Origin of the sequence: Streptomyces sp. NPDC007991 (assembly GCF_042958445.1) — a bacterium.
Lineage (GTDB): Bacteria > Actinomycetota > Actinomycetes > Streptomycetales > Streptomycetaceae > Streptomyces.
The window spans coordinates 118532-131410 of record NZ_JBIBJD010000003.1; the positions used below are offsets into that span (position 1 = coordinate 118532).

The 12879-nt window shown below is 71.4% G+C and carries 13 protein-coding genes; 9 read left to right on the forward strand and 4 right to left on the reverse strand.

Annotated features, from left to right (window positions below; all coding sequences use genetic code 11):
* The first annotated feature begins 19 nt into the window (after positions 1 to 19).
* Positions 20 to 1303, forward strand: a complete 1284-nt coding sequence (locus tag ACFZDA_RS08990; protein ID WP_391078536.1) for an MFS transporter — start codon at positions 20 to 22, stop codon at positions 1301 to 1303.
* Positions 1304 to 1337: 34 nt separating this feature from the next.
* Here ACFZDA_RS08990 and ACFZDA_RS08995 read toward each other — a convergent pair whose 3' ends face one another.
* The 3 genes from ACFZDA_RS08995 to phoU all read right to left on the reverse strand — a co-directional run bounded on the left by ACFZDA_RS08995 (position 1338) and on the right by phoU (position 2820).
* Entirely contained in the window at positions 1338 to 1589 is a 252-nt protein-coding gene (locus ACFZDA_RS08995) for an SCO4226 family nickel-binding protein (protein ID WP_391077176.1), read from the reverse strand.
* A 169-nt stretch (positions 1590 to 1758) separates the two neighbouring features.
* Positions 1759 to 1914, reverse strand: coding sequence for a hypothetical protein (locus tag ACFZDA_RS09000; RefSeq protein ID WP_391077179.1), 156 nt, complete (start codon positions 1912 to 1914; stop codon positions 1759 to 1761).
* A 204-nt stretch (positions 1915 to 2118) separates the two neighbouring features.
* Entirely contained in the window at positions 2119 to 2820 is a 702-nt protein-coding gene (gene phoU, locus ACFZDA_RS09005; protein ID WP_391077183.1) for a phosphate signaling complex protein PhoU, read from the reverse strand.
* 244 nt (positions 2821 to 3064) lie between these two features.
* Between phoU and ACFZDA_RS09010 the strand changes: the two genes are divergently transcribed.
* Both ACFZDA_RS09010 and ACFZDA_RS09015 read left to right on the forward strand, forming a co-directional pair.
* Positions 3065 to 4357: an ATP-binding protein gene (locus ACFZDA_RS09010; RefSeq protein WP_391077186.1), complete on the forward strand. Its 1293-nt coding sequence runs from the start codon at positions 3065 to 3067 to the stop codon at positions 4355 to 4357.
* The gene (locus ACFZDA_RS09015) at positions 4354 to 5034 is read left to right on the forward strand and encodes a response regulator transcription factor (protein WP_030243122.1); all 681 of its coding nucleotides are present in this window, start codon (positions 4354 to 4356) and stop codon (positions 5032 to 5034) included. The genes ACFZDA_RS09010 and ACFZDA_RS09015 overlap by 4 nt, the downstream gene beginning before the upstream one ends.
* A 79-nt stretch (positions 5035 to 5113) precedes the next feature.
* On the opposite strand, the gene ACFZDA_RS09020 is transcribed toward ACFZDA_RS09015, so the two are convergent.
* Positions 5114 to 5788, reverse strand: coding sequence for a DUF461 domain-containing protein (locus ACFZDA_RS09020; protein WP_391077190.1), 675 nt, complete (start codon positions 5786 to 5788; stop codon positions 5114 to 5116).
* Between the two features lie 579 nt (positions 5789 to 6367).
* Between ACFZDA_RS09020 and ACFZDA_RS09025 the strand changes: the two genes are divergently transcribed.
* The 6 genes from ACFZDA_RS09025 (at position 6368) to ACFZDA_RS09050 (ending at position 12784) form a co-directional block, all read left to right on the forward strand.
* Positions 6368 to 6850, forward strand: a complete 483-nt coding sequence (locus tag ACFZDA_RS09025) for a CarD family transcriptional regulator (RefSeq protein WP_003953493.1) — start codon at positions 6368 to 6370, stop codon at positions 6848 to 6850.
* A 285-nt stretch (positions 6851 to 7135) separates the two neighbouring features.
* Positions 7136 to 7900, forward strand: coding sequence for a 2-C-methyl-D-erythritol 4-phosphate cytidylyltransferase (gene ispD, locus ACFZDA_RS09030; protein ID WP_391077193.1), 765 nt, complete (start codon positions 7136 to 7138; stop codon positions 7898 to 7900).
* Complete coding sequence (gene ispF, locus ACFZDA_RS09035; protein ID WP_391077196.1) at positions 7890 to 8411, forward strand: 2-C-methyl-D-erythritol 2,4-cyclodiphosphate synthase; 522 nt, start codon at positions 7890 to 7892, stop codon at positions 8409 to 8411. The genes ispD and ispF overlap by 11 nt, the downstream gene beginning before the upstream one ends.
* 44 nt (positions 8412 to 8455) lie before the next feature.
* Positions 8456 to 9853 carry a cysteine--tRNA ligase gene (gene cysS / locus ACFZDA_RS09040; protein WP_391077199.1) on the forward strand — a complete coding sequence of 466 codons (1398 nt, stop codon included), beginning with the start codon at positions 8456 to 8458 and terminating at the stop codon, positions 9851 to 9853.
* A 97-nt stretch (positions 9854 to 9950) separates the two neighbouring features.
* Entirely contained in the window at positions 9951 to 10892 is a 942-nt protein-coding gene (gene rlmB / locus ACFZDA_RS09045; RefSeq protein WP_391077202.1) for a 23S rRNA (guanosine(2251)-2'-O)-methyltransferase RlmB, read from the forward strand.
* 128 nt (positions 10893 to 11020) lie between these two features.
* Entirely contained in the window at positions 11021 to 12784 is a 1764-nt protein-coding gene (locus ACFZDA_RS09050) for a DoxX family membrane protein (protein WP_391077205.1), read from the forward strand.
* Positions 12785 to 12879: the final 95 nt, after the last annotated feature.

Sequence of the window (12879 nt, forward strand, 5' to 3'; positions counted from 1 at the left end):
GGGGGAGCCCATGTCGTCCATGCCGTACGTCCTGCGTGCCAGACATGCCGTCCGGGAGAGCGTCTCCGGACTGCCCCGCGAGTTCTGGTGGCTGTGGACCAGCACCCTCGTCAACCGGCTCGGCGCCTTCGTCGCCACCTTCATGGCGCTGTACCTGACGCTCGACCGCGGCTACTCCGCCACGTACGCCGGTCTGGTGGCCGCCCTGCACGGGCTCGGCGGGGTGGTCTCCTCACTCGGCGGGGGCGTGATGACCGACCGGCTGGGGCGGCGGCCCACCCTGCTGATCGCGCAGGCCTCGACCGCCGTGTCCGTCGCGCTCCTCGGGTTCGTGCACCACCCGGTCGCGATCGCCGGTGTCGCGTTCCTCGTCGGCATGGCGAGCAACGCGTCCCGGCCCGCGGTGCAGGCGATGATGGCCGACATCGTCCGGCCCGAGGACCGTATCCGCGCCTTCTCCCTCAACTACTGGGCCCTCAACCTCGGCTTCGCCGTGTCCTCCATGGCGGCCGGGTTCATCGCCGAGGTCAGCTATCTCGCCGGGTTCCTGATCGAGGCGGGGATGACGATGGTCTGCGCGGTCGTCGTCTTCTTGAAGCTGCCCGAATCCAAGCCCCCCGCCGAGACGGTGAAGACGGCCCCTGGCTCCGACAGCTCCGACAGCTCCGTCAGTCTCGGGACCGTACTGCGCGACGGGCGCTTCATGGGCGTCGTCGGGCTGTCCTTCCTCGTCGCGCTGATCTTCCAGCAGGCCTCGGTGGGGCTGCCGGTGGCGATGGGCGAGGCCGGGTTCACGTCCGCCGAGTACGGCATGGCGATCGCCGTCAACGGCTTCCTGATCGTCGTGCTCCAGATCCCGGTGACGCGGTTCATCGAACACCGGGACCCGCGCCGGCTGCTCGTCGTCTCGTCCGTCCTCGCGGGATACGGCTTCGGGCTCACCGCCTTCGCCGGGTCGGTCGGCGTCATCGCCCTCACGGTGTGCGTGTGGACGCTGGCCGAGATCGTCAACGCCCCGACGCAGACCGGCCTGGTCGTCCGGCTCTCCCCGCTCCACGGACGCGGGCGCTACCAGGGGATGTACAGCATGTCCTGGTCCGTCGCCGGGCTCGTCGCCCCGCTGATGTCCGGGTTCGTCATCGACCGGTTCGGGGCGGAGTGGCTGTGGGGGCTGTGCGCGGTGGTGGGGACGGTGGCCGGGCTGGGGTACGGGGTGTTGATGCGGCGGGTGCCGCAGGAGGAGCAGCCAGCTGCTCCCACCGAGTCCGCCGAGCCTGCTGCCGAGGCCCTGCGAACTCCCTGAGACCGGCCGACCTCACCTTCAGCCCAAGTCCACTTCACTGGACCGTCAACGGCACCGGGTGGATCTCGTCCGCCTTGTGCCCCGCGCGTTCATGGACGCGCTGGACCGCTTCCGCGTCGGGTGCTTCGGAGAGGCAGTAGACGAGGCCGGACTCCGGGTCCGCCCAGGCCCTCTCGAAGTGCACGCTCTCGTCTCCTTCTATGGCGAGGTCCGCGTTGTGGGCCGCGAGCAGTTGCTCTTCCGTGATGCCCTTCATGCTGTGGTGGACATCCATGAACTTGGCCATGACGTCACGCTTCCTTCCCAGTCCCCGGCGGCACGCCGAAACAGCGGGCGTACCTCCATGGTCCGCCCGTACCGGTACGAAGGCACCACGACGTCCGAATCCCTCACAACGTGGCAGGGCCCCGGCGGCGAACCGCCGGGGCCCTGCTGGTCCTACGAGAACGCCGGCGTCAGCCGCACTGGCAGGGGCTGCCCGACTGGCATCCGCATCCGCAGCCCGAGCCGCAGCCGCATGCGGCGACCAGGGGCAGGTTCCTGGTCTCGGCGGGCTGCTCGGTCTCGCGCTGCCGCGTGGGGTCGGGCATGGTGCTGGGGGATTCGGCCATGGGTCCCTCCTCGAGGCTGGTGCCTGTGCCCATTGGATGCCCGCTCCGCCGGGCGCATCAACGGCGCACAGAGGCGCCCACGCGCCACGGCAGATCCCCGCGCCCGGGCCACTGGCGGCCCCGGCCGATCCCCGCCGGCCCCGGCCACTGGCGGCCACGGCGATTCCCCGCCGACCCCGGCCACGGGCCGACTCACCCGCACGCTCAGGCGCTCTCCGACCCCGTCACCGCCTGGATCTCCGGCTGCACATCCGTCTGGAGCTCGTCCGCGTGCTCACCCGTCACCAGGTACACCACCCGCTTGGCGACCGAGACCGCGTGGTCGGCGAACCGCTCGTAGTAGCGGCCGAGCAGCGTCACGTCCACGGCCGTCTCGATGCCGTGCTTCCAGCGGTCGTCCATCAGGTGCTGGAAGAGCGTGCGGTGCAGCAGGTCCATCTCGTCGTCGTCCTGCTCCAGCTGGAGCGCCAGGTCGACGTCCTTGGTGATGATCACCTCGGCGGCCTTGGCCATCAGGCGCTGGGCGAGCTGGCCCATCTCCAGGATGGTGGCGTGCAGGTCGCTCGGGACCGCGCGGTCCGGGTAGCGCAGGCGCGCGAGCTTCGCCACGTGCTGGGCGAGGTCACCCGAGCGCTCCAGGTCGGCCGACATGCGCAGCGACGTGACGACGATGCGCAGGTCCGTCGCCACCGGCTGCTGCCGCGCCAGCAGGGCTATGGCCCGGGCCTCCAGGTCGTGCTGGAGCTCGTCGACCTTCTGGTCGGCCTCGATGACGTTCTCGGCCAGCTTCAGATCGGAGTCGAGCATGGCGGTGGTGGCGCGTCCGATCGCCGAGCCGACCAGCCGGGCCATCTCCACCAGACCGTCGCCGATCGAGTCCAGTTCCTCGTGGTACGCGTCCCGCATCAGGCATCCCTCTCGTGCGTCCGTGTCGGGGTTCAAGGGCCGGGGCCCACCGGACAACCGGCGGTGCGACCGTCGTAGTGCCAACGGTCCGAACCCCACGCTCCCACGTTCCGGCCCGTACGCGTCCGTTTCCGTCATCCCAAATGAACCAATACTGGCTCCAAGGTGAACTCTGGGCGACGAGTGTTCGAGGTCGCAGCCGGACGGCTGTGGCCCGTGCCCGACCCATGCCTAACCTGGGTGCATGGACGTGAACGCGGCGGTCGCCGCAGTGGCGGCGATCGCCGGGGTGCTCACCGGCGTCATCGCCATGCTGGCGTTCCGCTGGAGTGAGCGTGAACAGAAGCGCCCCACGCGCAGCTCCCTCCACACGGACGCGGTGCTCCCGCCGGGCGTGGACACCGTCCTGTCGGTCCTCAGGTCCTCCGCCGTCGTGCTCGACGAGGCGGACGCGGTGGTCAAGGCCAGCTCGGCGGCGTACGCCCTCGGTCTGGTCCGCGGCGGCAAGCTCGCCGTCGAGCCGATGCTCCAGATGGCCCGGGACACCCGGCGCGACGGTGAGATACGCCAGGTCGAACTGGACCTGCCGCGGCGCGGCACCGGACGCGGGGAGGCCCTGGCCGTCTCCGCGCGGGTCGCGCCGCTCGGCTCCCGGCTGGTGCTGCTGCTCGTGGAGGACCTCACCGAGGCCCGCCGGATCGAGGCGGTGCGGCGCGATTTCGTCGCCAACGTGAGCCATGAGCTGAAGACGCCCGTCGGCGCCCTGTCCCTGCTGTCCGAGGCCGTCATGGACGCCTCCGACGACCCCGAGGCCGTCGAGCGGTTCGCCGGGCGCATGCAGATCGAGGCCACCCGGCTCACCAGCCTGGTCCAGGAGCTCATCGACCTCTCCCGGGTGCAGAACGACGACCCGCTGGAGGACGCCGAGCCGGTCCGTGTCGACGAACTCGTCGCCGAGGCCATCGACCGCTGCCGGCATCAGGCCGGCGCCAAAGAGATCACCATGGCTGCGGGCGGCACCGCCGACCTGTATGTGTGGGGCAACCGCGGCCAGCTCGCCGCCGCCCTCGGCAACCTCGTCGAGAACGCGGTCAACTACTCGCCCGCCCGCACCCGCGTCGGCATAGCGGCCCGCAAGGTGAACGCGCCCGGCGGGGAGCACATCGAGATCGCCGTCACCGACCAGGGCATCGGCATCTCCGACAAGGACAAGGAACGCATCTTCGAGCGCTTCTACCGCGTCGACCCGGCCCGCTCCCGTGCCACCGGCGGTACGGGCCTCGGGCTGGCGATCGTGAAGCACGTGGCCGCCTCGCACGGCGGGGAGGTCACGGTGTGGAGCGCCGAAGGCCAGGGCTCCACCTTCACCCTGCGGCTGCCGGAGGCCGGTGCGGCCCGCGACCGCGCACATCAGCAGCCCGCCCGATCAGAACGCGCAGGAGGCGCGGGCCTCGACGAAGAGGCCGGGCGGTCCACCCCCACATCCCCCGAATCAACCGCGTACGAAACGCTTCCTGCCCCGGAGGTCCTTCCGTGACCCGAGTGCTCGTCGTCGAGGACGAGGAGTCCTTCTCCGACGCCCTGTCGTACATGCTCCGCAAGGAGGGCTTCGAGGTCGCCGTCGCGACCACCGGGCCCGACGGACTCGACGAGTTCGAGCGCAACGGCGCCGACCTCGTCCTCCTCGACCTGATGCTGCCCGGCCTGCCGGGCACCGAGGTCTGCCGCCAGCTGCGCGGCCGCTCCAACGTCCCCGTCATCATGGTGACCGCCAAGGACAGCGAGATCGACAAGGTCGTCGGCCTGGAGATAGGAGCCGACGACTACGTCACCAAGCCCTTCTCCTCGCGCGAACTGGTCGCCCGCATCCGCGCCGTGCTGCGCCGCAGAGGCGAGCCGGAGGAGGTCACCCCGGCCGCGCTGGAGGCCGGCCCGGTCCGGATGGACGTCGACCGGCACGTGGTCACCGTCGGCGGCACCAAGATCGACCTCCCGCTGAAGGAGTTCGACCTGCTGGAGATGCTGCTGCGCAACGCCGGCCGCGTGCTCACGCGCATGCAGCTCATCGACCGCGTCTGGGGCGCCGACTACGTCGGTGACACCAAGACCCTCGACGTCCACGTCAAGCGCCTGCGCGCCAAGATCGAGCCGGACCCGGGTGCCCCGCGCTACCTGGTGACGGTCCGCGGCCTGGGCTACAAGTTCGAGCCGTAAACCGGCCGCGTGCGACACACACAGCAGGGGCGGGACCTCCCGGAGGTCCCGCCCCTGCTGTGACTCCTGCTACGGCCGCTCAGTGCCCGGCGCTCGCCGAGGCCGCGTCGGTCGGCGTGCGCGGCGACTCCTGGCCGCCCGGGTTCTCGCCGGCGGCGGGGCTCTCGGTGCCGGTCGGCGAACCGGAGGGGCTCCCCGACGGCGAGCCGGACGGGGACGCGGAGGCGCCCGGAGCGGCCGGGACCTCGGTCGGGCCCCACTCCTTGAAGTAGTGCTCGGCGGGGACGACGAAGGCGCGCAGGCTGACGTCACCCGTCTTGCTGAAGGTGAAGGTGACCTTCTGGGCGTTGCCGTCCTGGACGGCCTCGCGGCTGCTCGGCAGCACGGCGGCGGCGTTGTCCTTGCCGCCCAGGACCAGCGAGCCGTGGGCCGGGATGCTCAGGCTGCCGCCCTTGGCGGGCTTGAGCTCGGCCTTCTTGCCGGTGCCGGGCAGGGTGATGGACTCCAGCGTCTCGGCGCTGCTGCCGGAGTTGAAGAAGGTGGCGGAGATCGCGGCCGGGCCGGTCGACTCGAGGTCGGGCTGCGTGATCACGATCGCGTTCTGGACCTTGATGTTGCCGACGCTCGTCGCCGCGTTGTCCGGCTTGATCTCGAGGGTCTGCGCGTCGCTGCCGGCGCCGCACGCGGCGAGCGAGGTGACGGAGAACGCGATGGCGGCCGCGGCGAGGACGCCGCGTCGAAGGCTGCTGCTCACGGCGGCGGCAACTCCTTGACTCGAGCGGAGCGGCCGATAAAGCCGCCCTAAGTGTCTGTCAGCAGGCCTCAGGTTACCGAGCCGTTCCCGCCCGGCCGCACCCGACCCCCCGGCACCTGCGGTCCACCTAGTCACAAGTGACACCCAGGTCACATTGGCGGGTGCTCGTCGGGCATTCACATAAGAGCCTCGGGCGGCAGCGCGGATTTTCCGTGAAGGAATGCGCGGACCACCTGGGAATTGATCACCGGCGGCTCGCCGGGACGCCCGGTGATCAATTCCGGATTCGACCGGAACCCGGCTCGGGCCATCGAACGGAGTAGCGGAAGTCGATCATACGGAACCGGACATATGGGGATGTTCGGCCGCTTGGAAGGGGGTCCGGATGTGTGTAACGTACGCGTTTCACTCGGCCCGGACAGCCGCTCCGACCTGCGAATACCTTCTTCCATCCCCTGTCCGAAGCACGTTCCTGTCGGACTTGTCAAGCCCCGAGATATGCCCTGACCTGCGAAAACGCCATTCAGAACCCGCAGTTTCCGTGTTACCCTGGATAGCCACGGAAGGGGTACCTGTCACATGACGTTCAAGGTTGGCGACACCGTGGTCTATCCCCATCACGGGGCCGCGCTGATCGAGGCTATCGAAACTCGCCAGATCAAAGGCGTGGACAAGACCTACTTGGTGCTGAAGGTCGCCCAGGGTGACCTGACAGTGCGTGTGCCAGCGGACAATGCGGAGTTCGTCGGCGTGCGTGATGTGGTCGGTCAGGACGGGCTGGACCGGGTCTTCGAGGTGCTGCGCGCGCCGTACGCCGAGGAGCCCACGAACTGGTCCCGTCGTTACAAGGCAAACCTGGAGAAGCTCGCCTCGGGCGATGTCATCAAGGTCGCGGAAGTGGTGCGTGACCTGTGGCGTCGTGAGCGCGAGCGCGGACTCTCCGCCGGCGAGAAGCGCATGCTCGCCAAGGCCCGCCAGATTCTGGTGAGCGAGCTTGCCCTCGCGGAGAACACCAACGAGGACAAGGCCGAGGCCCTGCTCGACGAGGTTCTCGCCTCCTGAGGCGAAGCCGGTCGCTCAGCACTCTGCTGATCAATCCTGCACATCGAAATGCCGCGGTGCCCGATGACATTCTCCAGTCGCCGGGCGCTGCGGCATGTTCGTACTCGGATGCCGAATGCGCCGTCACCGCCGGATGTGTTATCACTCACGATCCGGTGCTTGGCGTGCCGGGCCCGGGCAGCCGGCTCGACCAGCGTCACGGAAGGGTCCGGTCGAGCGCGTCGCGCCCGGCACTCCTCCACGCCATACCCACCCCAGGGCAACACACAAACCTGACAGGAACCGATGTCTGACGAATCGCGTCCCTCGCCGTCGGCCGCCCCTCCGGCAGGCCGTACGGCGGCCGTGATCCCGGCCGCCGGCCGTGGTGTGCGGCTCGGCCCGGGAGCCCCCAAGGCGCTCCGCGCGCTGGGCGGCACCCCCATGCTCATCCACGCGGTGCGCGCGATGGCCGCCTCCCGCGCCGTCTCGCTGGTCGTCGTCGTGGCCCCGCCCGACGGTGCCGCCGAGGTCAAGTCGCTGCTCGCCGCGCACGCGCTGCCCGAGCGGACCGACTTCCTCGTCGTACCGGGCGGGCAGAGCCGCCAGGAATCCGTGAAGCTCGGCCTGGACGCGCTGCCCCCCGGCCACGACATCGTGCTGGTGCACGACGCGGCCCGGCCGCTGGTGCCGGTGGACACGGTCGACGCCGTGATCGAGGCCGTACGCGAGGGCGCCCCGGCCGTGGTCCCGGCCCTGCCGCTCGCCGACACCGTCAAGCAGGTCGAGCCCGCCCGGGCGCCCGGCGAGCCGGAGCCGGTCGTCGCCACGCCGGAGCGTGCGCGGCTGCGGGCGGTGCAGACACCGCAGGGCTTCGACCGGACGACGCTGGTACGAGCACACGAGACGGTCACCGGTGACGTCACCGACGACGCCGGCATGGTCGAACAGCTCGGCCTCACGGTCGTGGCGGTGCCCGGCCACGAGGAGGCGTTCAAGGTCACCCGCCCCCTGGACCTGGTGCTCGCGGAGGCCGTCCTGGCCCGCAGGAGGCTCAACGATGGCTTCTGACGAGACGCCCGCGTCCAGCGGCACCCCCCCGATGCCCCTGCCCCAGGTCGGCATCGGCACCGACATCCACGCCTTCGAGGAAGGGCGCGAGCTGTGGTGCGCCGGGCTGAAGTGGGAGGGTGAGGGCCCGGGCCTCGCGGGCCACTCCGACGCGGACGTCGTCGCGCACGCCGCGTGCAACGCGCTGTTCTCGGCGGCCGGCCTCGGCGACCTGGGACAGCACTTCGGCACCGGCCGCCCCGAGTGGTCGGGCGCGTCCGGCATCACGCTGCTGACGGAGGCCGCCCGGATCGTCCGCGCGGCCGGCTTCCGCATCGGCAACATCGCCGTACAGGTCGTCGGCCCGAGGCCGAAGATCGGCAAGCGCAGGGACGAGGCTCAGAAGCTGCTGTCGGAGGCGGCCGGAGCACCGGTTTCCGTGTCGGGCGCGACGACGGACGGACTGGGCTTCCCCGGACGCGACGAGGGCCTGATGGCGGTGGCGACGGCGCTGGTCGTACGGGCCGGGTGACGGCTCTGCCCCACACACCCCCCACGGCCTACTACCCTGGTCCCGTGACTATTCGCCTGTACGACACCAGCGCCCGGCAGATCCGTGACTTCTCCCCGCTCAAGCCGGGTTGTGTCTCGATCTACCTGTGCGGTGCCACCGTGCAGGCAGCGCCCCACATCGGGCACATCCGGTCGGGTCTGAACTTCGACATCATGCGCCGCTGGTTCGCGTACCGCGGCTACGACGTCACGTTCGTGCGGAACGTGACGGACATCGACGACAAGATCATCGCCAAGGCGGCCGACCAGAACCGCCCCTGGTGGGCCATCGGCTACGAGAACGAGCGCGCCTTCAACGACGGCTACACCGAGCTGGGTTGCCTGCCGCCGACCTACGAGCCCCGCGCCACCGGCCACATCACCGAGATGGTCGAGATGATGCGCGGCCTCATCGACCGGGGGCACGCCTACGAGGCCGACGGCAGCGTCTACTTCGACGTCCGCTCCTGGCCCTCCTACCTGGAGCTGTCCCGGCAGGACCTCGACGAGATGCGCCAGCCCGCCGAGGAGGGCATCACCGGCAAGCGCGACCCGCGGGACTTCGCCATGTGGAAGGCGGCGAAGCCGGGGGAGCCCAGCTGGGAGACGCCGTGGGGCCGCGGCCGTCCGGGCTGGCACCTGGAGTGCTCGGCGATGGCGCACAGGTACCTGGGCGCCGCCTTCGACATCCACGGCGGCGGCCTCGACCTGGTCTTCCCGCACCACGAGAACGAGATCGCCCAGGCCAAGGCCTACGGCGACGACTTCGCCCAGTACTGGGTGCACAACGCCTGGGTCACCATGAGCGGCGAGAAGATGTCGAAGTCGCTCGGCAACTCGGTCCTGGTCAGCGAGATGGTCAAGCGCTGGCGGCCCATCGTGCTGCGCTACTACCTCGGCACCCCGCACTACCGCTCGACGATCGAGTACAGCGAGGAGGCGCTGCGCGAGGCCGAGTCGGCGTTCGCGCGGATCGAGGGCTTCGTGCAGCGCGTGGTGGAGAAGGCCGGTGCCGTCGAGCCGGCCGCCGAGGTGCCGTTGGCCTTCGCCGAGGCGATGGACGACGACCTGGGCGTGCCGCAGGCCCTCGCCGTGGTGCACACCACGGTCCGGCAGGGCAACAGCGCGCTGTCCGCCGACGACAAGGAAGCAGCGGTCGCCCGGCTCGCCGAGGTCCGCGCCATGCTCGGCGTCCTCGGGCTCGACCCGCTCGACGCCCACTGGGCCGGGGAGAGCGACCGCGGCGCCGACCTGCACGGCGTGGTCGACACGCTCGTCCGCATGGTCCTCGACCAGCGCGAGGCCGCCCGGGCCCGCAAGGACTGGCCCACCGCCGACGCCATCCGCGACCAGCTCGGTCAGTCCGGCCTGGTCATCGAGGACAGCCCGCAGGGGCCGCGCTGGAGCCTCGGACCGCGCTGACCCGACCGCGATCCGGAAGATCGATTGTGCCGCCCGGGCCTCCGGGCGGCACACTGCACAGACGTACGTACGCACCGCACCCACAGACAGGTAGGTCATGGCAGCCAACAACCGCCGCATGTCCGGCAAGAAGGGCGCGCAGGTCGGCAGTGGCGGCCAGCGACGCAAGGGCTTGGAGGGCAAGGGCCCCACTCCGCCCGCCGAGATGCGCAAGGGACACAAGAAGAACCGTGTCGCGAGCGCCAAGGCGCGGCAGACCGCGCGCCGTCCCGCGCCCCGGGGCCGCGGCGGCAAGTCCACGTCCGAGCTGGTCGTCGGCCGCAACCCGGTCTACGAGGCGCTGCGCGACGGCGTGCCGGCGTCCACGCTGTACGTCCAGCAGTTCATCGACAACGACGAGCGCGTCCGTGAGGCCCTCCAGCTCGCCGCCGAGCGCGGCGGGATCAACCTCATGGAGGCCCCCCGCCCCGAGCTCGACCGGATGACGAACGGGCTCAACCACCAGGGCCTGGTGCTCCAGGTCCCGCCGTACGAGTACGCGCACCCCGAGGACCTCGCCGATGCCGCCGCCGACGCCGGTGAGGACCCGCTGATCGTCGCGCTCGACGGGGTGACCGACCCGCGCAACCTCGGCGCGGTCGTCCGCTCCGTCTCCGCCTTCCGCGGGCACGGCGTCGTCGTACCCGAGCGGCGGGCCGCCGGGATGACGGCCGGTGCCTGGAAGACGTCCGCCGGTGCGGCCGCCCGTACGCCCGTCGCCCGCGCCACCAACCTGACGCGCGCGCTGGAGGCGTACAAGAAGGCCGGCATCGTGGTCGTCGGACTCGCCGCCGACGGCGAGGTCGAACTCGGTGAGCTGGAGGCCCTCGGCGGGCCCGTCGCCATCGTCGTCGGCAGTGAGGGCAAGGGCCTGTCCCGGCTGGTCGGGGAGACCTGCGACTTCCGTGTGCGGATCCCGATGCCGGGCGGCGCCGAGTCGCTCAACGCCGGTGTGGCGGCGGGGATCGTGCTGTACGAGGCGGCCCGCCTGCGCGGCTGAACAGGCGTCCGCCACCTCATCCGTACGAGTTAATTCCGGGACCATCGGGGCGACGAGGACAAGCTTGACGGGGTCCGGACAGATCCGGCGAGTCAAAGCAGTGTCCTATCCCGACGTCACTCGGTTAGATGAGCGTGGACACCAGAACACCCCGCACACCCACGGGGGAACGCTCGTCGGGACTCGACGACGCTCCCGCGCTGAGCATGGTGAAGGTGCCGAGCGACCCGGCGCAGGTCATCGTCAATCACGCGAGTTTCCGCGTGCAGTTGGGCGTCTCGACGCGTCGCGTCCAGTCCCCCCGGGTCGCACGGCATCTGACCACCAGCGAGGACACCGCCCGCATCCCCGTCGTCACCGCCGGGGGCGCGGCGGACGGGGCCGCCACCCGCCGCCGTCCCGTCGTCTGGAGCGGCAAGTCCGCGCCCGACGACACCGGCGCCCACCGGCTCCTCCAGGCCGTCCGGCACGAGAGCGTCCGCCACCCCGAGGAGTCCGCCACGGACACCGGGGCCACCCAGGTCATCTCCCGCGTCGGCACCGACCCGCAGGCCCCGGGCTACGGCGCCGGGTACCAGGACGGCGGCTACGGCGGCACCGGCTACCAGGGCGACGGCTACCAGGACGAGCTCACCCAGACCGTCGAGACCCCCGTCGTCGGCCCGCAGCGCAGCCACGAGCCCGCCGACGGCACCCGGCTGCTGCCTCCCATGCGCACGGCCGGCAGCGCGTACGACGAACCCGCCTACGACGAGCCCGGCTACGACGAACCGGGCTACGCGGAGGAGGAGTTCGAGGACGACGCCGACGAGGCGGACGACACCCGGCGGGGCGGCAAGCGCCACGGCGACGACCCGGCACGGCACGCCTACTACCCGGGCCGCCGGATGAACCTCGGCGTCGTCCTGCTCCCGCTGCGCGTCTTCCTCGGCTTCATCTCCATCTACGCCGGCATGGGCAAGCTGTGCGACCCCGTCTACTTCGAAGGCGGCAAGCGCGGCTCCATGGTCAAGTGGCTGAACACGCTGCACCCCTGGGAAGTCGCCGAGCCGCTGCGGCAGTTCGCCTTCGAGCACCCGGTCGGGACCGGACTGGCCATCGCCTTCGCCCAGGTCATCGTCGGCGTCCTGACGGTGCTGGGCTGCTGGCAGCGCGTCGCCGCCTGCTTCGGCGCCCTGCTTTCGGCCGCGCTGCTGGTCACCGTCAGCTGGAAGAGCGTCCCCGTCTACGAGACCCCCGACATCATCTACCTCGCCGCGTGGTCCCCGCTGATCATCGCCGGCGCTCCCGTCTACTCCGTCGACGGCCGCCTGGCCGGCAGCGCCTGGCGGCGCCTCGGACCCCGCGCCGACATCTGGGACCTGCGCCGCTTCGTGCTGCGCCGCGGCGCCCTCGTCACCGCCGTCGCCAGCGGCCTCACGCTGCTCGTCGGCTCGCTGCTCGGCGGCGCCGTGCGCGATGCCGACCGGGTCGTCGTCCCCGGCCCCGGCGAGGCCCCGCGCAACGAACTGCCCGGCTCCCCGCTCCCGGGCGAGCCCGGCAAGCGGCAGGACCCGCGGACCCCGTCGGCCCCCACCTCGCCCACCCAGGGCGTCACGGCCGGCTCGGCCAGCCCCAGCGCGGGCACCACGACCAGCCCGGGCGCCACCCGGGACGCCGGCACGGTCACCGGCGGCTCGCCCAGCCAGACCCAGGGCAGCGCGGGTCAGGCCCCGCCCCAGCAGTCCTCCCCGGCCGGCCAGGCCCCGAGTACCACCTCCGGCCCGACCTCCGGCGGTACGGCGTCCGGCGGCACGGCAAGCGGCGGCACGGGCTCGACCGGCAGCACGGGCGAGGGCGGCGGCTCCTCGTCCACGGGCCGCCCGGGCCTGGTGGGCGGCTTGCTGGGGTAGCCGGCAGAGCAGGCACCAAGAGGGCCCCGCACCTTTGAGGCGCGGGGCCCTTCTGACGCAGAGGGGGCAGCAGACACAAGGGGCGCGGGGCTGTG

Coding starts and splice junctions, on each gene's coding strand:
- rlmB (WP_391077202.1), top strand. CDS start 9,951: ATGGCAGCCAACAACCGCCGCATGTCCGGCAAGAAGGGCGCGCAGGTC.
- ACFZDA_RS08990 (WP_391078536.1), top strand. CDS start 20: ATGCCGTACGTCCTGCGTGCCAGACATGCCGTCCGGGAGAGCGTCTCC.
- ACFZDA_RS09050 (WP_391077205.1), top strand. CDS start 11,021: ATGAGCGTGGACACCAGAACACCCCGCACACCCACGGGGGAACGCTCG.
- phoU (WP_391077183.1), bottom strand. CDS start 2,820: ATGCGGGACGCGTACCACGAGGAACTGGACTCGATCGGCGACGGTCTG.
- ACFZDA_RS09010 (WP_391077186.1), top strand. CDS start 3,065: ATGGACGTGAACGCGGCGGTCGCCGCAGTGGCGGCGATCGCCGGGGTG.
- ACFZDA_RS09000 (WP_391077179.1), bottom strand. CDS start 1,914: ATGGCCGAATCCCCCAGCACCATGCCCGACCCCACGCGGCAGCGCGAG.
- ACFZDA_RS09025 (WP_003953493.1), top strand. CDS start 6,368: ATGACGTTCAAGGTTGGCGACACCGTGGTCTATCCCCATCACGGGGCC.
- ACFZDA_RS08995 (WP_391077176.1), bottom strand. CDS start 1,589: ATGGCCAAGTTCATGGATGTCCACCACAGCATGAAGGGCATCACGGAA.
- ispD (WP_391077193.1), top strand. CDS start 7,136: ATGTCTGACGAATCGCGTCCCTCGCCGTCGGCCGCCCCTCCGGCAGGC.
- ispF (WP_391077196.1), top strand. CDS start 7,890: ATGGCTTCTGACGAGACGCCCGCGTCCAGCGGCACCCCCCCGATGCCC.